Annotated in this window: 22 protein-coding genes; 9 read left to right on the plus strand and 13 right to left on the minus strand. The window is 34.0% G+C overall.

The features are described from left to right. Positions 1 to 148: 148 nt before the first annotated feature. The 7 genes from ABEB31_RS12590 to ABEB31_RS12620 form a co-directional block, all read right to left on the minus strand. Positions 149 to 985, minus strand: coding sequence for an ion transporter (locus ABEB31_RS12590; RefSeq protein WP_347051973.1), 837 nt, complete (start codon positions 983 to 985; stop codon positions 149 to 151). Between the two features lie 21 nt (positions 986 to 1,006). Then, entirely contained in the window at positions 1,007 to 2,368 is a 1,362-nt protein-coding gene (locus ABEB31_RS12595) for an exonuclease domain-containing protein (RefSeq protein WP_347051974.1), read from the minus strand. Positions 2,369 to 2,512: 144 nt separating this feature from the next. Next, positions 2,513 to 2,860 carry a four helix bundle protein gene (locus ABEB31_RS12600; RefSeq protein WP_347052243.1) on the minus strand — a complete coding sequence of 116 codons (348 nt, stop codon included), beginning with the start codon at positions 2,858 to 2,860 and terminating at the stop codon, positions 2,513 to 2,515. A gap of 55 nt (positions 2,861 to 2,915) precedes the next feature. Beyond that, positions 2,916 to 3,575: a YggS family pyridoxal phosphate-dependent enzyme gene (locus tag ABEB31_RS12605; RefSeq protein WP_347051975.1), complete on the minus strand. Its 660-nt coding sequence runs from the start codon at positions 3,573 to 3,575 to the stop codon at positions 2,916 to 2,918. 4 nt (positions 3,576 to 3,579) lie between these two features. After that, a complete protein-coding gene (locus ABEB31_RS12610) occupies positions 3,580 to 4,074 on the minus strand; it encodes a hypothetical protein (protein WP_347051976.1) in 495 nt (164 codons plus the stop codon). Positions 4,075 to 4,089: 15 nt separating this feature from the next. After that, on the minus strand, positions 4,090 to 4,977 hold the full coding sequence (locus ABEB31_RS12615) for a 3-hydroxyacyl-CoA dehydrogenase family protein (RefSeq protein WP_347051977.1): 888 nt from the start codon (positions 4,975 to 4,977) through the stop codon (positions 4,090 to 4,092). 92 nt (positions 4,978 to 5,069) lie between these two features. Next, a complete protein-coding gene (locus ABEB31_RS12620; protein ID WP_347051978.1) occupies positions 5,070 to 6,035 on the minus strand; it encodes a Gfo/Idh/MocA family protein in 966 nt (321 codons plus the stop codon). A 197-nt stretch (positions 6,036 to 6,232) separates the two neighbouring features. Between ABEB31_RS12620 and ABEB31_RS12625 the strand changes: the two genes are divergently transcribed. Then, positions 6,233 to 6,874, plus strand: a complete 642-nt coding sequence (locus tag ABEB31_RS12625) for a protein-L-isoaspartate(D-aspartate) O-methyltransferase (protein ID WP_347051979.1) — start codon at positions 6,233 to 6,235, stop codon at positions 6,872 to 6,874. A gap of 26 nt (positions 6,875 to 6,900) precedes the next feature. On the opposite strand, the gene ABEB31_RS12630 is transcribed toward ABEB31_RS12625, so the two are convergent. The 3 genes from ABEB31_RS12630 to smpB all read right to left on the minus strand — a co-directional run bounded on the left by ABEB31_RS12630 (position 6,901) and on the right by smpB (position 9,203). Further along, complete coding sequence (locus tag ABEB31_RS12630) at positions 6,901 to 7,950, minus strand: Fic family protein (RefSeq protein WP_347051980.1); 1,050 nt, start codon at positions 7,948 to 7,950, stop codon at positions 6,901 to 6,903. A gap of 78 nt (positions 7,951 to 8,028) precedes the next feature. Beyond that, positions 8,029 to 8,667: a DUF4136 domain-containing protein gene (locus ABEB31_RS12635; protein ID WP_347051981.1), complete on the minus strand. Its 639-nt coding sequence runs from the start codon at positions 8,665 to 8,667 to the stop codon at positions 8,029 to 8,031. A gap of 80 nt (positions 8,668 to 8,747) precedes the next feature. Next, a complete protein-coding gene (gene smpB / locus ABEB31_RS12640; RefSeq protein ID WP_347051982.1) occupies positions 8,748 to 9,203 on the minus strand; it encodes an SsrA-binding protein SmpB in 456 nt (151 codons plus the stop codon). Positions 9,204 to 9,562: 359 nt separating this feature from the next. Between smpB and ABEB31_RS12645 the strand changes: the two genes are divergently transcribed. Next, positions 9,563 to 9,787 carry a VF530 family protein gene (locus ABEB31_RS12645; RefSeq protein ID WP_347051983.1) on the plus strand — a complete coding sequence of 75 codons (225 nt, stop codon included), beginning with the start codon at positions 9,563 to 9,565 and terminating at the stop codon, positions 9,785 to 9,787. Positions 9,788 to 9,789: 2 nt separating this feature from the next. Here the strand turns inward: ABEB31_RS12645 and ABEB31_RS12650 are convergent, their stop codons facing one another. From ABEB31_RS12650 to ABEB31_RS12660, 3 genes are all read right to left on the minus strand, one after another. Next, a complete protein-coding gene (locus ABEB31_RS12650; protein ID WP_347051984.1) occupies positions 9,790 to 10,344 on the minus strand; it encodes a DUF3575 domain-containing protein in 555 nt (184 codons plus the stop codon). Between the two features lie 108 nt (positions 10,345 to 10,452). Further along, complete coding sequence (locus ABEB31_RS12655; RefSeq protein ID WP_347051985.1) at positions 10,453 to 11,001, minus strand: GNAT family N-acetyltransferase; 549 nt, start codon at positions 10,999 to 11,001, stop codon at positions 10,453 to 10,455. A gap of 10 nt (positions 11,002 to 11,011) precedes the next feature. Then, on the minus strand, positions 11,012 to 11,863 hold the full coding sequence (locus ABEB31_RS12660) for an aldose 1-epimerase family protein (protein WP_347051986.1): 852 nt from the start codon (positions 11,861 to 11,863) through the stop codon (positions 11,012 to 11,014). 186 nt (positions 11,864 to 12,049) lie between these two features. Here ABEB31_RS12660 and ABEB31_RS12665 point away from each other — a divergent pair, with 186 nt between their 5' ends. The 7 genes from ABEB31_RS12665 (at position 12,050) to ABEB31_RS12695 (ending at position 20,674) form a co-directional block, all read left to right on the plus strand. Next, positions 12,050 to 14,320 (plus strand): M1 family metallopeptidase, encoded by a 2,271-nt coding sequence (locus ABEB31_RS12665; RefSeq protein WP_347051987.1) that lies wholly within the window; start codon positions 12,050 to 12,052, stop codon positions 14,318 to 14,320. Between the two features lie 528 nt (positions 14,321 to 14,848). Continuing rightward, the gene (locus ABEB31_RS12670) at positions 14,849 to 15,484 is read left to right on the plus strand and encodes a GNAT family N-acetyltransferase (RefSeq protein WP_347051988.1); all 636 of its coding nucleotides are present in this window, start codon (positions 14,849 to 14,851) and stop codon (positions 15,482 to 15,484) included. A gap of 62 nt (positions 15,485 to 15,546) precedes the next feature. Next, positions 15,547 to 16,740, plus strand: a complete 1,194-nt coding sequence (locus ABEB31_RS12675; protein ID WP_347051989.1) for an argininosuccinate synthase — start codon at positions 15,547 to 15,549, stop codon at positions 16,738 to 16,740. Positions 16,741 to 16,755: 15 nt separating this feature from the next. Beyond that, positions 16,756 to 17,106 carry a hypothetical protein gene (locus ABEB31_RS12680; protein ID WP_347051990.1) on the plus strand — a complete coding sequence of 117 codons (351 nt, stop codon included), beginning with the start codon at positions 16,756 to 16,758 and terminating at the stop codon, positions 17,104 to 17,106. Positions 17,107 to 17,119: 13 nt separating this feature from the next. Continuing rightward, entirely contained in the window at positions 17,120 to 18,097 is a 978-nt protein-coding gene (gene argC, locus ABEB31_RS12685; protein ID WP_347051991.1) for an N-acetyl-gamma-glutamyl-phosphate reductase, read from the plus strand. Positions 18,098 to 18,254: 157 nt separating this feature from the next. Further along, positions 18,255 to 19,394: an aspartate aminotransferase family protein gene (locus tag ABEB31_RS12690; RefSeq protein ID WP_347051992.1), complete on the plus strand. Its 1,140-nt coding sequence runs from the start codon at positions 18,255 to 18,257 to the stop codon at positions 19,392 to 19,394. Between the two features lie 86 nt (positions 19,395 to 19,480). Continuing rightward, complete coding sequence (locus ABEB31_RS12695; RefSeq protein ID WP_347051993.1) at positions 19,481 to 20,674, plus strand: glutamate-5-semialdehyde dehydrogenase; 1,194 nt, start codon at positions 19,481 to 19,483, stop codon at positions 20,672 to 20,674. The last annotated feature ends 115 nt before the right edge of the window (positions 20,675 to 20,789 follow it).

Raw genomic sequence — 20,789 nt, forward strand, 5'->3', positions numbered from 1 at the left:
GCCCGGATGGAAATGGAAACCCCGGACTTATATTTGTCCGTTTTTTTTGGAATAAAAAAGCGACTGAAAGAAGCTCTTTTTATGACTTAAAAAAACACAAATATAAGGAGGAGTTGCAATGTACAGCCGGATTAACTTCTAAAATTAATTATTTTGGTAATTCAGTTCCACATTTATAACAATACTCGGCATTGTCAAAATGGACTTGCGAATTACATTTCTTACATGTTTTGCCGGTATTTACAGCGTTGTTATTTAAAGTCTTTTTTGCAAATTCAGCCGTTACGATTCCTGTTGGAACAGCAATAATTCCGTATCCTAAAATCATAACCAGAGAAGCAATAAATTGTCCCAAAGGCGATTGCGGAGAAATGTCTCCATAGCCAACTGTTGTTAGGGTTACAATAGTCCAGTAAATGGATATCGGGATGCTTGTAAATCCTGAAGATCTGCCTTCTACCAGATACATTACCGAACCAATGATAATGGTACTGATTAAAACAAAATAAATAAAAACCAGGATTTTTTCTTTACTGGCATCAATGGCTTCTTTTAATTGATATGATTGATGTGAGATCTGCGGAATATGTAAAATTTTGAATAATCTAAGGAAACGCAACGCCCTAACGATTGATAAGATACTAGCGCCAGGAAAAAATATCGATAAATACATGGGTAAAACGGCCAGAAGATCGATGATTCCGTAAAAACTGAAAATATATTTAACAGGTTTTTGAATTGAAATTATTCTTAGAATATATTCTATTGTAAAGAAAATGGTAATAATCCATTCGCAAATCCATAGATAATTATGATATCTGGAACTGATGCCTTGCACAGTATCCAGCATAATTAACAGCACACTTAGTAAAATAAGTCCGAGGAGAACTAAATCGAACATGCGGCCGGCTAAAGTATTGGTCCCGTAGAGAACGATTTTTATTTTTTCTCTGAAGATTTCGTATTGCGATTTGTGTCTTTTCATACCAATTGGATACGTTTTGCGTTAAAAATGAAGTATTTTTATCGATTTGGTTTTACGGACATAACTTTGAATAATATTTTTGACATCACGATTATGTTCCATTGGTATAAGAATATTTTTGAGGATTTCAATATTAGTAATCTGGTAATTCAGATCATAATACGCGTACCCTTTGTAGATACCGTTTTCTATCAGAATTGCACTTCTCTCATTTATAGTTCGGCCTCTGTCAATGAGAACCATATTTTTGTTTTCGAAACTGTTTTCTGAAATGAATTGCTGAACTCTTAAATTATAAATTTCGGTTGTTATTTCTCCTATGCAGGCACCATCACATTCTTGTATTGCATATTGAAAACATTCTTTTTTGGAATGATACAAACCGGTTAATTTTTGGCACAGCTGGTATTTTGCCGTAAATTTAAAAAGGGCATTTTTTCCTTCCTGCAGGGAAACGAACGAAGTAATTTCTTTTTTTCTGCCGTCTGCTTTTTCCAATTTTAGATTAATATAGCCATTCGAATCTTTTTCTGGATATAAAGCAAATGGAAAATACGCTTTTTTCTGAGAACGATTATGTTTTGGTTTGTTAACCTTTACTTCCTGACTTTCTTTTAAAAGTGCGATTAATTCGCTTCCTGTTTCGTCATACGTAATGGTAAAAACTTCAGCCTGAATTCTTTTGCTTTTGGTTGTAATTCCTGTAAAATGCTGATTAACCCTCTTTTTTATATTCTGGCTTTTGCCGATGTAAATTAAAGTTCCGGCTTCGTTGTAAATATAATATACGCCTGTTTTTGTTGGCATTTGATTTAGCAGATCCAAAAATTTTGGTGCAATTCCTTTTTCAACTTCAAGTTTTATAAAATCTTTTACGATTGTTTTTTCGACATCTTTTTCTAAAAGCATTTTAAAAAGCTTTGTTGTTGCCATGGCGTCTCCGCTGGCGCGATGTCTGTCTGCCATAGGAATACCCAGTGCACGCACCAATTTACCCAAACTGTAAGAAGGTTGTTCGGGAATTAACTTTTTGGCCAATTCGACAGTACAAAGTGTTCTGGCTTCAAAATCATAACCTAAACGTCTGAATTCGGTTCGTAATATTCGATAGTCAAAAGAAGCATTGTGAGCCACAATTACGCTGTCGGATGTGATTTCTATAATGCGTTTTGCTACTTCATAAAACTTTGGTGCAGAACGCAACATAGCATTATTTATCCCGGTCAGTTTTACAACGAATGGCTGAATCGGAATTTCAGGATTAACAAGACTAATGAATTGGTCTATTACTTCATGACCATCAAATTTGTAAATGGCGATTTCGGTAATTCCCTCCTCATTAAATTGTCCTCCAGTGGTTTCTATGTCAAGTATTGCGTACAAATTCAGTGTTAATATCAAAAATCAATATCAAAAATCAATTCAATCTCAAAATTCAATTTCAACATCAATATCAATGGTATAAAATTGAAATTGTTTTCTGAAATTAAAATTGTAATTGCAATTATATAATTGTTACTGAAAAAATTATTTTTTATTAATTATCATTTTTGATGAAATTGCGATAAGCTGTTCAACTTCGGTTAGAAGTTTATTTCTTTTTTCGTTATCACCTTCTTTTATGTAATCTAAGATTTTTAACGAATTTCTAGATTCTTTTAGCTCTTTTACAACTAATGAAACTTTGAAAATAAAATCTTTATCAGTTATTGTTCCTTGTGCTTCCCCAAAATTTAAAGAGGCACTGCCTGATGATCTAATTAACTGATTTTTATAATATTCATTTTCGAATAATTTTGTTAATTGTCGTGTAAAGAAAATTGATTCTCCGGCAAAGCGAACTAATCGATCTTCAAAATTGAAAATTTTTTCCATTATCTCTTTTGTTTCAATTGCAATTGATTTTTTATATTGCAATTGATATTGAAAATTATCGCCCTCCAAAAATACTGCTTCCAATTCTAACCATTGTGCTGCCGCATTCAATCGCTAATTTATAATCGCCGGACATTCCCATTGATATTGTATTAAACTGGCAGTTTGCAGTTTCTAATTTTTGAATGGAATCAAAAGTAGATTTTAGATTTCTAAATTCTTTTTTTATCTGGTTTTGATCGTCTGTAAAAGTTGCCATTCCCATCAATCCTAAGATACGAATATTTTTCAACTGTTTGAACTCCAAAGAAGTTAAAAGTTCGTTTAATTCACTTTCATCCAAACCAAATTTAGATTCTTCTTCTGCAATATATATTTGCAGCAGACAATCTATAATTCTATTGTTTTTAAGGGCTTGTTTGTCTATTTCCTGTAACAATTTTAAACTGTCTACACCATGAATCAACGTTACGTAAGGCGCCATGAATTTTACTTTATTCGACTGAACATGACCGATCATATGCCATTGAATGTCTTTGGGCATTTCTTCCCATTTATCGGTCATTTCCTGAATTTTGTTTTCCCCAAAAATACGTTGCCCCGCGTTATACGCTTCCATTAAATCTGAAACAGGTTTTGTTTTGGAAACCGCCACAAGAGTTACATTTTCGGGCAAACTTTTTTTAATTGTATCTATGTTCGATGCTATTGACATTTTTTTATTTTTTTAAAAGCTGAATATGCAATCTTCCGTTTCTTTCTGATGGAACGTAAAAATCGATCTTTTTATTTTCTATTTTTAATTTACTGTCAAATCCGGGTCCTTTTGCATCATCTTCTAAATAAGTGTAGAACGAGCCCATATCACTTTGAAACAGGCTGCCAAATACCTTATCATAGCAATTAACAGAGCCACAGAAGTAACCTGTTGCTTTTTTATCAATATCAACAGCAATTATTTCAAAAGGCGGTTTAATTTCTAAATCTCTTAAATATAAAATTAAAAGATTGTGTTTTCGTTTTTTATCAAAACTCTCTGTGCTTTTAAAAACACAATTTTCGTATCTTTTATTATTGATATATAATTGATAACCGTTTTCAGGTTCTAAAACTCGTGTTATTCCAAAAAAGTAATTAATTGTTACAGGTTTGTAATAATAAAGAGCAGCTAAACTACAAATTATTAAAATGATTAAAAAGAGTACTTTCTTCATCGAAATAACCAAATGCTATAAAAACTGTTTCGAGATTTTCTCTGCTTTTTTACTTTCGCTGTAATCATAAAAACCTTCTCCCGATTTCACTCCCAATTTTCCTGCCCGAACCATATTCACCAATAATGGGCAAGGAGCATATTTCGGGTTTTTGAAGCCGTCGTACATTACGTTTAAAATCGCGAGACAAACATCAAGACCAATAAAATCAGCTAATTGGAGAGGTCCCATTGGGTGTCCCATTCCCAGTTTCATTACGGTATCAATTTCGTAAACACCGGCTACTTTATTATATAACGTTTCTATTGCCTCATTTAGCATTGGCATCAGGATTCTGTTTGCCACAAAACCAGGATAATCATTTACTTCAACCGGAACTTTACCTAGTTTTTCAGATAATTCCATTACGATTTTGGTCACTTCATCGCTTGTGTTATAACCACGAATGATCTCAACTAGTTTCATAATGGGCACCGGATTCATAAAATGCATTCCGATAACACGTTCAGGATGTGCAACAACGGCTCCGATTTGGGTAATCGAAATAGATGAAGTATTGGTTGCTAAAATCGTATTGTGCGCACAATATTCGTTTAATTGTTTGAATATATTCAGTTTTAATTCTACATTTTCGGTAGCGGCTTCCACAACCAAATCTACACCAACAACACCATCTTTTATATCCGTATAAGTGATAATATTAGTAATGGTTTTGGCTACTTCTTCTTGCGTAATAGTTCCTTTAGACAGCATTCGGTCCAGATTGGCAGCAATAGTTGCCATTCCTTTATCCAGTGATTTTTCAGAAACATCAATTAATTTTACGGTAAATCCGCTTTGCGCAAAAGTATGTGCAATTCCGTTACCCATTGTTCCTGCTCCAATTACAGCTATTGTTTTCATTTAATTTGGCGTATTATATTTTACGATTTAGCCACGAATTCACCATTTTAAAGTGAATTTCGTGGCTAACTTTTATTTTAAAATTCTATAAATTACTTATTGAAACAATCAATAATTTGATACGCCACCCGTAATGCATCTGTAGCTTGTTCAAGAGTTACAACAGGAGTAGTGTCTGTTTTGATTGCATTGGCAAACGATTCCAGTTCGTCAAGAATTGCATTGTTTGCTTCTACGTCGGGATTGGTAAAGTAGATTTGTTTTTTTACGCCTTCAGCATTTTGAAGAATCATATCAAAATCTCCGGGAACTTCCGGTGCATCTTTCATACGGACAACTTCACATTTTTTCTCCAGAAAGTCAACTGAAATGTAAGCATCTTTTTGAAAGAAACGTGATTTACGCATATTTTTTAACGAAATTCTGCTTGCCGTTAAATTGGCAACACAGCCGTTTTCGAACTCGATTCTGGCGTTTGCAATATCTGGCGTATCGCTGATAACCGAAACACCACTTGCATTTATATTTTTAACTTTTGATTTGACAACACTCAAAATGGCATCAATATCATGAATCATCAAATCTAAAACCACAGGAACGTCAGTACCACGTGGATTAAACTCGGCCAAACGATGTGTTTCAATGAACATCGGATTTTCGATCATGTTTTTGGTTGCGATAAAAGCAGGATTAAAACGCTCAACGTGACCCACCTGTCCTTTTACATTGTATTCATTCGCTAAAGCGATGATCTCCTCAGCTTCTTCTACAGTGTTGGCAATTGGTTTTTCTATAAAGATGTGTTTTCCGGATTTAATGGCCACCTTAGCACATTTGTAATGCGAAAGGGTAGGAGTTACAATATCAATCACGTCGACAGCGTGAATAAGTTTTGCAATTGTACTGAAGTTTTTATAGCCAAACTCTTTTGAGATTCTTTCGGCATTTTCCTGATTTTCGTCGTAAAATCCAACTAATTCGTATTGGTCAGATTGTTGTAATAAGCGTAAATGTATTTTACCAAGATGACCAGCACCTAAAACTCCTACTTTTAACATGAGAATGTATTTTAAACAAAAATATAATTTATTTGTTTAACGTGAAAAAGAATTTAGGTAATTGTGAGTTCTGGGTTGCGAATTGCCGTTTATAGCTTTAGACCTTTGACTTTCGGTTTTATTAATTTAATAATTAAAAATCAATATTTGAAATCCTGTTTTGTTTCTTATTTTTGCGAAAATAAATTCTACCCATTTTGAAAGACACTGCCAAACATCAAGGACTTCGTAATCAATTAGTAACAACTTTAGAACAAAAAGGAATTACAGACAGAGCGGTTCTGGAAGCGATTAAAAAAATTCCAAGACACCTTTTTCTGAATTCAAGTTTTGAAGATTTTGCTTATCAGGACAAAGCATTTCCTATTGGTGCCGGTCAGACTATTTCGCAGCCTTATACAGTTGCATTTCAATCGCAGTTACTTGAAGTTCAGAAAGAACACAAAATTCTGGAAATTGGTACAGGATCCGGTTACCAGACAGCTGTTTTATGTATGCTTGGCGCGAAAGTGTATAGTGTAGAAAGACAAAAGGAATTGTTTAAAACAACATCGATTTTATTTCCCAAATTAAATATCAGGCCAAAGCATCTTTCGTTTGGTGATGGTTATAAAGGATTGCCAAATTTTGCTCCGTTTGACAGTATTATAGTTACTGCCGGTGCGCCGTTTATACCGCAGCCGCTCATGGCCCAGCTAAAAATAGGAGGAAGACTTGTTATTCCGTTAGGAGAAGATGTTCAGATTATGACGTTACTGATTCGTAAAAACGAAACTCAATTTGAAAAACATGAGTTTGGAGAATTTAGATTTGTTCCTTTATTAGAAGATAAAAATTAATGACAAAGCCCGATTAACGGGCTTTTTTATTGTGTTAGAATTTCAATGTAACGTTCGAGGCTTTGTTTTTCGATCTGCGCTATAAAAAGTAAAAAATCTTCTTTGTTATTTTTGGTCTGAGCGGTTTCTAAAGTTTGATAATACTGCATTCGGTTTTCATAATCTCCTTTTATATTGGCAATTAAATATCCTTTCTGTAATAAAATTAAGTTCATGATTAAGCGGGAAGTCCGGCCGTTTCCATCAATAAAAGGATGAATTTTAACCAGTCTTTCATGCATTTTTGCAGCTAAAACAACAGCATGAAGTCTGTTTTTGTTAATTTCATACCAAAGAAAATAATCTTCCATTTCTTTGGCGATCATATAAGGTTGTGGTGGCATATGCGTACTTCCTTTTATCATCACCTGAACTTTTCTGTAGCGTCCTGCATCTTCCGGAATAATTCCTCTTAAAATTAGATTATGTATGGATAAAAAATCCCGCTCGTTTAAAGGAACATTTCGTTGTATTAAATCTTTAATAAAGCCAATAGCTTCCTGATGATTGATAGCTTCAAGATGTTCGCGCATGCTTTTTCCGGAAATTGTCAAGCCTTCATTAACAACCATATCGGTTTCGCGAAGTGTCATGGTATTGCCTTCAATACGGTTACTTTCAAAAGTATATTCGAGTTCTAATGCCTGCCTGATTCTATGACTGTCATATTGATGATAACTATCTAATTTGGCTTTTAAAATATCAATCTCTTTAAGAATTTTTTCTAAAGTCGTTGAGATTTTTAGTTTTGAAACTGTTTTATTGTACCTAATTTCCTGTTCGGCCAGAGAAATAGCTTTTAAGGCAAATTCATCGTCGCCAATTTCATATAAAATTTTCTCCTTAAGCCAGGCAACTATTAAGGTTTCATAATCAATCTCTAAAAACTGAGCTAACCTTATAATTTGCTCTTTGGTAGGTTTACGTGCACCCGACTCAAATTTACTAATAAGTGCCTGATCGATACCAAGTTCCTGAGACACCTCTCGGGTTTTTAAGCCTTTTTGTTCTCTTGCTGCTTTTAAAAGTGATTTCATAATTTGATTTATGACTAATATTGTCTTGACAAATTTAGTCTTTTTTATAAAGTAACTTTAATTTGCAGAAAAGCTCTATTATTTTGAAGGAAGCGAACCGTCTTTTTTCATTTCTTTAACCACCGCCTGCATTATGGCGTCTACCGTTTGTCCCAGATCTGTAACATATTGTGATTCTGTTGTTCCGGTCCAGATTAATTTGTTTTGTTTTAATGAAAAAATATTGGTTTCAACCATATATGATGTGGTTTCCTGATAATAACCGGGATCATAGAAGGCAGGCGAATACATTCCGTACCAATTACCAAAACCATAGCCGTACATGCCGGTATACATTCCGTCAAAGCCGCCATAGTACATTCCGGTATAAGTTCCAGGTACATAATTTACTTCCTTTTCCTTACTAACCAATCGCATGGTAATCACGCCATCGAAGTTTTCATCCTGCAGCACTTTTAATTTTTGCTCTTGTGTTAGTGTAGTAGTTGCATTCAAATATTGATAAGAAGTTTTAAAAATAGGACTGCCCGAAGCTATTCTGTTCTCGGTAATTCTTCTGGAAGCTTCGTCTTTTACCAAAGCGACCACTAAAACCTTTTTGAATTGCTCCTGTGCAACGGTAATATCAGGATCTCTCCAGCTGTTTACAATAGAAGTGTTGCTCCCACAACTCATTAAGCAAAATGCAGAAATCAAAGAAAGTAAATACTTTTTCATATTTTTACGGTTAATTGGTTACCAGTAAAAATAAGTATAAAATATTAATTAACAGGTGTTTAGTTAATTAAAAGTTTTAATTAATTGTAAGCTTTTTTTATACGGTCCAAATCTCGTTTGGTATCCTGCTCTTTGAGAGATTCACGTTTATCGTAATTTTTCTTTCCTTTGCAAAGACCAATCTGCAACTTTGCCAAGCCTTTTTCGTTGGTAAATAACTTTAGGGGAACAATAGTTAATCCTTTGGCCTGCACATTTTTATGAAGCGTTTTTAATTCTTTTTTATTCAAAAGCAATTTTCGTTCACTTCTGGATTTATGATTGAACTGATTTCCAAAAGAATATTCTTCTATATAGGTATTAATTGCAAAAAGCTCCATACCGCTAAACTCGCAAAAGCTTTCTGTAATATTGGCTTTTCCTAAACGTATAGATTTAATTTCGGTGCCTGTCAGAACTACTCCGGCAGTATATGTATCGATTACCTCGTAATCAAAACGGGCTCTCTTATTTAATATATTGACTGATTTTAACATAGATGCAAATGTAAGACAAAATTGAAAATTTTCTGTATTACCAAAGATAATTAAAGATTTTTTTTAATCTATGATTTTCGTCATCCCGATTAGAAAAGCTTAGTACTAAGTTTGCTTCATAATTTTAAGGAAGAATTTTTAAAAATTTTGCTTGGCTCAAACTCGCAATTGGGCCAGCACATAAATGAAGTTTTCTACTCGGCAGTTCAGGCACAGACTTCTTCATTTCGGTGGGATTTTAAATTCTTGTTCTAATTTATTCTTTATTTGATTATCGTAAAATTCTATTTTAGTAATTTTACAAAAAAGAAAGACCGTACAAAAAAGTACGGTCTTTTGATATCATAAAAAGAAATAAAATGCAAAACCAGTCAAAAGATCCTTTACACGGAATCACACTTCAAAAAATTATTGAAACTTTAGTCGCTCATTATGGTTTTGACACTTTAAGAGAGCTAATCCCGATTAAATGTTTTCAATCTAATCCGAGTGTGAAATCAAGTCTTACTTTTTTGAGAAAGACAGATTGGGCCCGCAAAAAAACAGAGGAACTATATATTAAAACACTTCCTAAATTAGACTAGCTTTATAATTTATAAGAAATCATTACGCCGCCGCGATACGGAAGCCATTCACCGCTTTTATTCCAGTTTTGGGCTTTTTCATATCTTCCCGGCGTTCCATCATTATAATAACCGTGATAAAATCCCTGATGCCAGCCGGCGCCAACAAAAAAATCAAGTAAAAATTTGTCACTTAGTTTTAGATTATATCCTACTGTAGCACCAAGTCTGTAACCAAAGCCATCTTCGTAATGATTACTGTTCCAGTAATTCCATTTTTGTAATTGGTATTTATCGACACCAATATGTCCTCCAACGTAAAAACCGTCAAATTTTTCTTTGAAATGATAGCGGATTTCAGGTGTCGCCGTGATAAATTTCATTGGATGCTTATTGTCAAATGATTCCCAAAAAGAAGCCATTACATCAAAACTGAAAGTTGTTTTTTCTCCAATACTTGTTTCGATTCCAATGTTTGGGACTAAAACTAGTGCGGTTGCTCCATTAAATTTCACAAAAGTCTGACTTTGTAATTGAACGCAAAATAAAAGAACAATTAGGGCTGGTATTTTTTTCATAAAAATGTTTTTGAACTCAAACAGCTATTTTTGCCGATTTTGAGCGCAAATATAACGGATAATGACAGATAAGTATTGTATTATATTTTAAATTAATAACAATAAAATCTATTTCTCTAGTAATGAATAAATTACCTTGTCGACGAATTTTCCTTCCCAAAAATCTGCTTCTTTTAAATGTGCTTCCTTAACAAAACCACATTTTTGCAGTACTTTTTCTGATGCATAGTTGTCAGGATCAATAACCGCTTCGATAGAGTGCAGTTTTAGCTCTTCAAATCCAAACTGTATAAGTCTTTTAACAGCTTCCGGAACAATTCCCTGCCCGTGAAATTCCGGTAAAATCATATAACCAATTTCTGCGCGGTAATTTTCAGGCTGCAATCTGTAATAACCAATAATTCCAAGAAGCTTTGGATTGTTTTTTAATCTGATGCCCCAGTTAATGCCCGTATTGTCTTCAATTTTGGCGTCGATCATCTTGAAGTGCTCCAAAGCCTCTTCGTGATTTTTTACCAGAGGCCTTGGGATATATTTCATCGTTTCAGGATTAGAACGCAATTCAAAAATTTCTGTTAGATCGTTCTCTGTAATCCGGTCTAAAATTAATCGCTCTGTCTCTACATTAGGAAATGGAGTAAAATTAAAATTCAGCATATTGAGTTGTTTATAAAATAGTTATGGTAAATTTTGCAGTAAAAGATTCATTTTCCGGCAGAGTGAGAATCCCTTCCTTTTCATATAAATCGCCCGAATTTTCATCTGTATCCGAATATCCCAGCCAAGGCTCTATGCATACAAAGGGAGCATTTTCTTTGGTCCAGATTCCTAAACTTGGAAAATCATTAAAAGAGACTTTTACGTATGGTGTTGAATCTTTCAAAATTGTGAGTTCTTTTGATTCCAATGTTTTAAAAATCAGCGCATCGTTCTTGAACAATTCATATTTTAAAGGAACAGTATTGTTTTTTGTTTCTAAAATTTTTGTTTTAGAAGAAATCAAATCATTTTCAAGAAGATAATATTTTAAATTTTCCTGCTTTTCAAACTGAAAGGCATAAGTTTCAAAATTACCCGGAAGAGCAATTGCAGGATGTGCTCCTACAGAGAAAGGCATTTGGAATTTTCCATGATTAATTATTTTGTATTCCAGATTTAGTGAACTTTCGTTAAGGGTATAAATAAGATGTAATTCAAATTCAAATGGATATTTTTGCAGTGTTTCTTCAGACGATTTTAAAGAAAAAACAGCTTTGTTATCTGTTTTTTCGATCAGATCAAATTCCATATCACGGGCGAAACCGTGACGCGGTAATTGGTATTCTTTTCCGTCAATTTTATAAGTATTGTTTTTTAAAGTACCAACAATCGGAAAAAGAACAGGAGAGTGCTTCCCCCAAAAATCTGGATTGCCTTCCCAGATATATTCCTGGTTTTGATTGTCTTTAATTGAAAATAATTCTGCTCCCGCGTGATTTATAGAAGCTTTTATCGTTGAATTTGAGATCGTTGTAGTCAAAATAATATGTCTAAAGTGGATATTGTTTATATAGATGTAAATATATTTTATAAAATTTAGTTTTCTAAGAAAATAGCTTAAATTATTTTATGGATATAATTTTGCAAAAAATAAATTTATGTTCTGAAATTTCTCTGCAAATAGCTTTTTTTTTCATTAATTTGCTACATAAACAGCTAAAAAAATATGAAAAAGCAATCTGCAAAAGCCATTTTAACTGCGGCTTTATTTTTTGGGATTTCTTCTGTCTGGGCGCAGCAAACTCCGTCAGCAACAGCAAATAATCCGGTAAACAACTACAATTATCATGATGCCTTTGGTCCTCATTTTTACACCAAAAACGGAACGGCAACCCGCACTGCAAGTGGACAACCGGGTACAGAATACTGGCAAAACAGAGCCGATTATCAAATCACGGCTAAACTGAACAGTACTACAAATGAAATTGTAGGAACAGATGAAATTACCTATACCAATAACAGCCCGGATAAACTTTCTTTTTTATGGCTGAATTTAGATCAGAATTTATTTAAAGAAGATTCAAGAGGAAATGCTGTTGTGCCTTTGTCAGGAAGTCGTAACGGTGCTCAGGGTCAGGTTTTTGATGGGGGAAATAAAATTAAATCGGTAAAAGTAATTGCTGTTGGGAAAAAGAAAGTAGAAGCCGATGCAAAATATATTGTAACAGATACCAGAATGCAAATTTTTCTTCCGGAAGAATTGGCGGCAAAAGGAGCATCTGTAAAAATCAGAATAGAATTCTCTTTTATTGCTCCATTCGAAGGATCGGACAGAATGGGAGTTTTAGAAACTAAAAACGGTAAAATATTTACAATCGCGCAGTGGTATCCGCGTATGTGTGTGTATGATGATGTAAGAGGCTGGAATACGGCACCATATCTGGGAGCTTCTGAGTTTTATTTAGAATACGGCGATTTTGATGTAAAACTTACCGTTCCAGGAAATCATTATGTCGTAGCTTCGGGAGAATTATTGAACGGTCAGGAAGTGTTTTCTGCAGATCAGTTAAAAAAATACAAAGAAGCAGAGCAAAGCGATAAGACAGTTATAATTCGAAGTGCTTCAGATGTTGCTGCAACTGCAAATACGAATGCTGCAACAGAAAAAACATGGCATTATAAGATTAAAAATGCACGTGATTTTTCATGGGCTTCTTCACCGGCTTTCATTTTAGATGGTGCAAAAATTAACCTTCCAAGCGGTAAAAAATCTTTAGCTTTATCTGCTTATCCTGTTGAAAGTGATGGAAAAGATGGTTACGGACGTTCTACAGAGTACGTAAAAGCATCCATCGAACATTATTCTAAACAATGGTTTGAATATCCTTATCCAGCGGCTACAAACGTAGCAGGAAATGAAGGAGGAATGGAATATCCTGGAATTGTTTTCTGCGGATGGAAATCGAAAGGACAGGATTTATGGGGAGTAACTGATCACGAATTTGGTCATATATGGTTTCCAATGATTGTGGGGTCAAACGAAAGATTATTTGCATGGATGGATGAAGGATTTAATACTTTTATTAATTCCTTAAGTACTGCAGCATTTAATAACGGAGAGTATAAAGAAGAGCCAACAGATTTGCACAGACAGGCAGAGCCGTTTACACGTCCTGATTTAGAAACTATAATGAGTTCTCCGGATAATATGAAAGAAGCCAATATTGGGATGTTATGTTACTTTAAACCTAGTGCAGGTCTTGTGATTCTGAGAGAACAAATTCTTGGAAAAGAACGTTTCGATACCGCTTTTAGAACTTATATTGAGCGCTGGGCATACAAACATCCGCAGCCGGATGACTTTTTCAGATCTATGGAAAATGTAGCAGGTGAAGACTTAAGCTGGTTCTGGAGAAGCTGGTATGTTAATAACTGGAGATTTGATCAGGGTGTAAATTCAATTAAATATGTAAAAAATGATCCGGCAAAAGGAGCTATTATTACAGTTGAAAATTTTGATAAAATGCCAATGCCTATCGTATTAGATGTGAAAACGAAAAGCGGAAAGGTAACAAGAGTTAATTTGCCGGTAGAAATTTGGCAAAAGAATAATTCATGGTCTTTCAAACATAATTCTACGGAAGAAATTGAGAGCATTACTTTAGATCCGGATCATGTATTCCCTGATAACAACGGAGCAAATAACGTGTGGACAGCAGGAAAAAGCAAAATAGAAAAGGATGTAATTTTAGATAGTTATCTAGGGGTTTTTGCTACCAAAATGGCGCCATTAACATTAGATTTTACAGAGAAAGCAAGTACTTTATACGTTGAAATTACAAATTATCCTAAATTTTCGCTTAAGCCTGTGGCTAACGAAAAAGATGTATTTCAATCTGATGCGGCTGGTTTAAAGTTTAAATTTAATGAATCTAAAACTACTGTAGATATGACTGTTTTAGGAAATGGACAGGTAATTCCGTTTACTAAAAAGTAACATTTAAATATAAAACACTAGAAAGCCCGATAATTAGAAATAATTATCGGGCTTTCTTTTTTAGTGATTTTGCTAAAATCACACATACAAAACGTAGATACTTAAAGCCTTATCTTAAAGCAAAAAAAAACAACATTTCATTAAAAAAATGTTAGAATTTGTTTTTTTTGTTTTGTAAATAAAAAAATAGTGTACTTTTGCACCGATGAATAAAACAAGTTTACATATAACTTCTTTGTCACGGACAAACTCACCGATTACTTCTCCCGAAGTACGGACACTATCTCTATAGTATCCACTGAGTTTTTCAACCGTATATTTATTCATATCCATTTTTCATTTTGAAATCAACCCATTTGTCCATTGGACAATCATATCCTGAAAATAGTTATTTTTTTGTAGATTTTCTTAATCAAGTTTTTGATTTTGAGAATGTTACTTCTATTAGGACTCTTTTTATCGGATTGATTTCAGAATTTCAGGCTAAACAACAAGTTTTTATTTTTAACTCTAACTTCAATTATTGAAATGAAGATCTCTATTGTTGTAACTCAGGAAGAACACTTCAAATTCGCGCAGGAAATTTGCGATACGATAGAATCATCTGCCTTATTAAGAGGTACGGGGATTGCTAAAAGAACTCCTGAATACATTCAAAAAAAAATGGCAAACGGTGATGCAATGATTGCACTGGCTGATGGAAAGTTTGCAGGTTTTTGTTATATAGAAAGCTGGCAGCACGGAAAATTTGTAGCCCATTCCGGATTAATTGTTCATCCGGATTACAGAAGTTTAGGTTTGGCTAAAAAGATAAAATCAAAAGTTTTTGATTATTCGTTGGAACGATTTCCGGATGCTAAAATATTTGGTATTACAACGGGATTAGCGGTTATGAAAATTAACTCAGAACTTGGATATAAACCTGTTCCTTTCTCTGAATTAACTACAGATCCAAGTTTTTGGGCGGGTTGTAAAACCTGTACCAATTTTCAGATCCTGCAGAGTAAAGAAAACAAAATGTGTCTTTGTACCGGAATGTTATATGACCCTAAAGAAAAGCAAAAAGTTCCGCCAAGGCATCCTTTTAATGAGGCTGTTTTAAAAAGGCTGAAAAAAATCAAACAAGCTTTATTTTTAAATAAAATACTGGCATTATTTGTTTAATGCATTAAATATAAAAAATCTCAAACTGCTATATACGAAAGTATTAGCCTAAATTATAAAAAATGAAAAAAGTAGTATTAGCTTATAGCGGAGGGTTGGATACCTCGTATTGTTTGAAATATTTAAAAAATGAAAAAGGATACGAACTTCACACCGTTCTTGTAGACACAGGTGGATTTTCTGCCGATGAATTAACCGCTATTGAAAAAAGGGCTTACGAATTAGGAAGCGCACAGCATGCGAACTTAACAATTGTAGATAAATATTACGATAAAGCCATAAAATATTTGATTTTCGGTAATGTCTTAAAAAACAATACATACCCATTATCTGTGAGTGCAGAACGCGTTTTCCAGGCAATTGAAGCTATAAAATACGCTAAAAAAGTAGGAGCAAGCGCAATCGCACACGGCAGTACAGGTGCAGGAAACGATCAGATACGTTTCGATCTGATTTTCCAGACCATCGCTCCGGAAATCGAAATCATTACGCCAATTAGAGATTTAAAATTATCAAGACAAGAAGAAGTAGATTATCTGTCTAAAAACGGAGTTCATTATTCTTGGGAAAAAGCGCAATATTCTATCAATAAAGGACTTTGGGGAACAAGCGTTGGAGGAAAAGAAACATTGACTTCAAGCCAGCCTTTACCAAGCGATGCTTATCCTTCGCAATTGCAAAAAGAAGGAGAAGAAAAAGTAAGATTACATTTTGAGCAGGGAGAATTGGTTGGAATAAACGGTCAGTTAGACAAACCTTCAAATAATATCGTAGCGTTAGAAAAATTAGCAAACGCTTACGCAATTGGAAGAGATATTCACGTAGGTGATACCATTATCGGAATTAAAGGAAGAGTTGGTTTTGAAGCTGCTGCGCCATTAATTATCATCAAAGCGCACCATTTATTAGAGAAACATACTCTGGGTAAATGGCAGCAATACTGGAAAGAGCAACTAGGAAACTGGTACGGAATGTTGTTTCACGAAGGTCAGTTTTTGGATCCGGTAATGAGAAACATCGAAACTTTCCTGCAGGACACACAAAAAACGGTAAACGGAGTTGTAACGGTGTCGTTAAAACCATATCATTTTTCGCTTGACGGAATAGAATCAGATAATGATTTAATGAATACAGGTTTTGGACAATACGGCGAAATGAACAATGCCTGGACGTCTGACGATGCAAAAGGATTTATCAAGATTTTAGGAAATGCACAAAACATATTTTCATCTGTAAATCATTTAGATCATGATTAATTTTATAGAGCAATAATGACAGCTGTAATTCTGGTTTTGGTATTTATAATACTAATAATGTTGGGACTTGCGTTGTTTTTTCAAGACAATTTAGGTGATGTATTTCTAACGAATAGAAATTTTGTTGCAGCTATTATCTCTGTAGCAATAATAGCTATAAGTTATGTTATTTTGCTTTATCCAACCCCATTCGAGCCTTTAAATCAGTTATTTTCATTATTTAGCACTGCACCTTTTATATTGGCACTAGTTGGAGGTGGATTTATGATGTTTTTTGGATTTCTAATGGAAACAATAGTTCTCTTTTTTGTGATTAGAGCATTTTTGAACACGAAAAAGGATTTAAATAAAAAAAATTTTAGTTAAAAAATTAGAAACTATGATTAATGTCGGAATTATTGGTGGTTCAGGCTATACAGCCGGAGAACTCATCAGAATTTTAATGTATCATCCAAAAGTAAACATTGATTTTGTTTACAGCACAACAAACGCTGGAAAGCCACTTTCTGTAGCACACCACGATTTAATGGGCGATATCGAAATGAACTTTACTGATGAAATCAATCCAAATGTAAATGTGGTATTCTTGTGTTTAGGACACGGAAAATCGATTTCATTTTTGAAAGAAAATCAATTTGCTGGTCATACCAAAATCATCGATTTAGGAAACGATTTCAGATTGAACAAAGATGCGCATTTTGAAGGAAAAGATTTTGTTTACGGCTTACCTGAAATCAACAAAGCCGAAATTAAAAAAGCAGACTATATCGCAAATCCGGGTTGTTTTGCAACGGCTATTCAGTTGGCTTTATTGCCTTTAGCAAAAGACGGATTGTTGAATAATGATGTTCATATTAATGCGACAACTGGAAGCACAGGCGCTGGAGTCGGACTTTCTGAAACTTCTCATTTCAGCTGGAGAAATAATAATTTTTCCCATTACAAAGCTTTTGAACACCAGCATTTAGGTGAAATTGGAGAAAGTTTGGTACAGCTTCAGGATGATTTTGACAGCGAATTGCTTTTTATTCCGAACAGAGGAGATTTTTCAAGAGGAATTTTCGCCACGCTGTATACATTATGCGATGATAGTTTGGAGCAATTAGTTGCAAAATATGAAGAGTTCTATAAAAATGAACCTTTCGTAACCGTTACAACAACCAACATCAACATGAAACAAGTTGTACAAACGAACAAATGTATCATTAGTTTATTGAAAAAAGGAAACCGGGTTCTCATAACATCAATTATAGATAACTTAACAAAAGGTGCTTCAGGACAAGCGATTCAGAACATGAATTTAATGTTCGGATTAGAAGAAACCACAGGTTTACATTTGAAACCAAGCGGATTTTAGAAGAAATTTGTTTCAGGTTTTAAGTTTCAAGTTTCACGTTCTGTACGTGACTTAAAATGAATAAAAAGAAACATAACAAGTTTTAGTTTTAAAGTCTCAGTTTTCACAATTAGTGAGGAACTTGAAACTTGAAACCTGAAACAAAACAAACAAAAAAATGAACTTATTCAACGTTTACCCATTATACGACATCACTCCGATAAAAGCAACAGATTGTACAATCATTGACGACAAAGGAGTAGAATATTTAGATTTATACAGCGGACACGGTGTGATTTCTATCGGACACACACAGCCGGATTATGTGGCTAAATTGAAAAACCAAATTGACAATTTAGGATTTTATTCGAATGCCATTCAGAATCCTTTACAAGTTGAATTGGCGCAAAAATTAGGAAAACTTTCCGGATTAGAAGATTACGAATTGTTTTTATGCAGTTCCGGAGCCGAAGCAAATGAAAATGCTTTGAAATTAGCTTCTTTTCATAACGGAAAATCAAGAGTAGTGGCTTTTCATAATTCTTTCCACGGGAGAACTTCTGCAGCCGTTGCTGTTACGGATAACAAAAAGATTGTTGCGCCAATCAATGCACAACAAGAAGTTACTTTTTTACCTTTAAATCAAATCGAATTAGTTGAAGCTGAATTGGCAAAAGGAGATGTTACTGCTGTAATTATCGAAGGAATTCAGGGAGTTGGTGGTTTAGATCAAGGAACAACAGAATTTTTTCAGGCTTTAGAAAAAGCATGTAAAAAACACGATGTAGTTTTGATTTTAGACGAAGTGCAATCCGGATACGGAAGAAGCGGAAAATTCTTCGCGTTCCAACATCACGGAATCAACGCTGATATTATTTCAGTAGCGAAAGGAATGGGGAACGGTTTCCCGGTTGGAGCGATTTTAATTTCGCCAAAATTTGAAGCCAGTTTTGGATTATTAGGAACAACTTTTGGCGGAAGCCATTTGTCTTGTGCAGCTTCAATCGCAGTTCTTGATGTAATGGAGAAATTGGATTTACAGAAAAATGTAAATGAAGTTTACGAATATTTCTTAGAAAAAATTAAAGAAGTTGAAGGAATCAAACAAGTAAAAGGAAAAGGATTAATGCTTGGAGTAGAGTTTGATTTTGATGTTGCAGCTTTAAGAAAGAAATTAATCATCGAAAAACACATTTTTACAGGAAGCGCAAACAACAAAAATCTGTTGAGAATTTTGCCACCATTAACGGTGAAAAAGGCTGATATTGATACGTTTGTAAAAGCTTTAAAAGAAAGTTTAGAAGAACTTAAAAACTAAGTTTGCCTATAACTGTTAATTCGTTTAATCGTTTAACTGGTTAATCGATTAAACGAATTAACGATTAACCAACTAAACCAAAAAAAATGAAACCATTATCAATTGAAATGCGCAATGCTGTTTTACGGACCATGGCAAAACTGGTCGAACAGGAGCGGAATCAGATAATCTTGACCAATCAGGAAGATCTTGCTGCTTATGATGGTTCAGACTTAGCAATGGAAGAACGGCTGAAAGTTGATGAAAAGAAAGTTGACGAAATGATTCTGTCCTTAAATCAATTAGCATCTCAGGAAGATCCCGTTGGAGTCGAGCGTTTTCATTTTACACACGATAATGGAATCAAAGTCATTAATAAAACTGCCGCTTTCGGAACAATTCTAATTATTTACGAATCACGTCCAGACGTTACAATCGAGGCTGGAGGAATCGCTTTTAAATCCGGAAATAAGATTTTATTAAAAGGCGGAAAAGAAGCTTTAAAATCAAATCTAAAAATTGTTGATTTATGGCATCAGGCACTTCAAGAAAACGGAATTTCGAAAGACTGGGTTGAATATCTAAATTATAACAGAACCGAAACGCAGGCTTTTTTAGAAAAACCAACACAAAAAGTAGATTTAATTGTGCCTCGCGGCGGTGAAAAACTAATTGAGTTTGTAAAAGAACACGCAACCTGCCCGGTAATCGTAAGCGGACGCGGTAATAATTTTGTTTACGTTCATGAAAATGCAGATACAGATTTGGCTTTAAAAGTAATTTTAAACGCTAAAACAGCTAAAATTTCAGCTTGTAATGCAGTCGATAAAGTTTTAATAGATTCTAAACTTCCAAATTTTGAAGGTTTTACAGCAATTCTAATCGAAGCATTAAAAAAACATAATGTTGAGGTTATTGTGGATAAATCTTTAGAAAATTTTGAAGATACAGAAACACTTCAAAATGAAGATATTTGGTACGAAGAGTTTTTAGATTATAAAATCGTAATCGGAACCATTGATTCTGAAGAAAATGCAATCGACAAAATAAACAAATATTGTGGAGGACATTCAGCAGTAATTATTACAAAAGACGATAAAGCTGCTAAAGAATTTATGGAATCAATTGATGCAGCAGCTGTTTATCAAAATGCTTCTTCAAGATTTACAGATGGCGGACAATTTGGCTTGGGCGGAGAATTAGCGATAAGCACGGATAAACTTCATCAACGGGGACCTATTGGTTTGCAACATCTTGTAACGAATAAATGGTACGTTTATGGAGAAGGACAGATTAGGTAATTGAGATAATTAGATAATTTGTCAATTAGATAATTGGAATTTAAGAATTGGTTTGCCACAAATTACACTAATTCTCACGAATTATATTTAAATAAATTAGCCGTAATTAGTGTAA

The organism is Flavobacterium olei (genome assembly GCF_039749035.1).
Lineage (GTDB): Bacteria > Bacteroidota > Bacteroidia > Flavobacteriales > Flavobacteriaceae > Flavobacterium > Flavobacterium olei.

What these genes read in the sequence shown, in the direction of transcription:
- ABEB31_RS12590 (WP_347051973.1), bottom strand. Translation starts at nt 985, where the DNA reads ATGAAAAGACACAAATCGCAATACGAAATCTTCAGAGAAAAAATAAAA.
- ABEB31_RS12600 (WP_347052243.1), bottom strand. Translation starts at nt 2,860, where the DNA reads ATGGAAAAAATTTTCAATTTTGAAGATCGATTAGTTCGCTTTGCCGGA.
- ABEB31_RS12605 (WP_347051975.1), bottom strand. Translation starts at nt 3,575, where the DNA reads ATGTCAATAGCATCGAACATAGATACAATTAAAAAAAGTTTGCCCGAA.
- ABEB31_RS12610 (WP_347051976.1), bottom strand. Translation starts at nt 4,074, where the DNA reads ATGAAGAAAGTACTCTTTTTAATCATTTTAATAATTTGTAGTTTAGCT.
- ABEB31_RS12615 (WP_347051977.1), bottom strand. Translation starts at nt 4,977, where the DNA reads ATGAAAACAATAGCTGTAATTGGAGCAGGAACAATGGGTAACGGAATT.
- ABEB31_RS12620 (WP_347051978.1), bottom strand. Translation starts at nt 6,035, where the DNA reads ATGTTAAAAGTAGGAGTTTTAGGTGCTGGTCATCTTGGTAAAATACAT.
- ABEB31_RS12630 (WP_347051980.1), bottom strand. Translation starts at nt 7,950, where the DNA reads ATGAAATCACTTTTAAAAGCAGCAAGAGAACAAAAAGGCTTAAAAACC.
- ABEB31_RS12635 (WP_347051981.1), bottom strand. Translation starts at nt 8,667, where the DNA reads ATGAAAAAGTATTTACTTTCTTTGATTTCTGCATTTTGCTTAATGAGT.
- smpB (WP_347051982.1), bottom strand. Translation starts at nt 9,203, where the DNA reads ATGTTAAAATCAGTCAATATATTAAATAAGAGAGCCCGTTTTGATTAC.
- ABEB31_RS12645 (WP_347051983.1), top strand. Translation starts at nt 9,563, where the DNA reads ATGCAAAACCAGTCAAAAGATCCTTTACACGGAATCACACTTCAAAAA.
- ABEB31_RS12650 (WP_347051984.1), bottom strand. Translation starts at nt 10,344, where the DNA reads ATGAAAAAAATACCAGCCCTAATTGTTCTTTTATTTTGCGTTCAATTA.
- ABEB31_RS12655 (WP_347051985.1), bottom strand. Translation starts at nt 11,001, where the DNA reads ATGCTGAATTTTAATTTTACTCCATTTCCTAATGTAGAGACAGAGCGA.
- ABEB31_RS12665 (WP_347051987.1), top strand. Translation starts at nt 12,050, where the DNA reads ATGAAAAAGCAATCTGCAAAAGCCATTTTAACTGCGGCTTTATTTTTT.
- ABEB31_RS12670 (WP_347051988.1), top strand. Translation starts at nt 14,849, where the DNA reads ATGAAGATCTCTATTGTTGTAACTCAGGAAGAACACTTCAAATTCGCG.
- ABEB31_RS12675 (WP_347051989.1), top strand. Translation starts at nt 15,547, where the DNA reads ATGAAAAAAGTAGTATTAGCTTATAGCGGAGGGTTGGATACCTCGTAT.
- ABEB31_RS12680 (WP_347051990.1), top strand. Translation starts at nt 16,756, where the DNA reads ATGACAGCTGTAATTCTGGTTTTGGTATTTATAATACTAATAATGTTG.
- argC (WP_347051991.1), top strand. Translation starts at nt 17,120, where the DNA reads ATGATTAATGTCGGAATTATTGGTGGTTCAGGCTATACAGCCGGAGAA.
- ABEB31_RS12690 (WP_347051992.1), top strand. Translation starts at nt 18,255, where the DNA reads ATGAACTTATTCAACGTTTACCCATTATACGACATCACTCCGATAAAA.
- ABEB31_RS12695 (WP_347051993.1), top strand. Translation starts at nt 19,481, where the DNA reads ATGAAACCATTATCAATTGAAATGCGCAATGCTGTTTTACGGACCATG.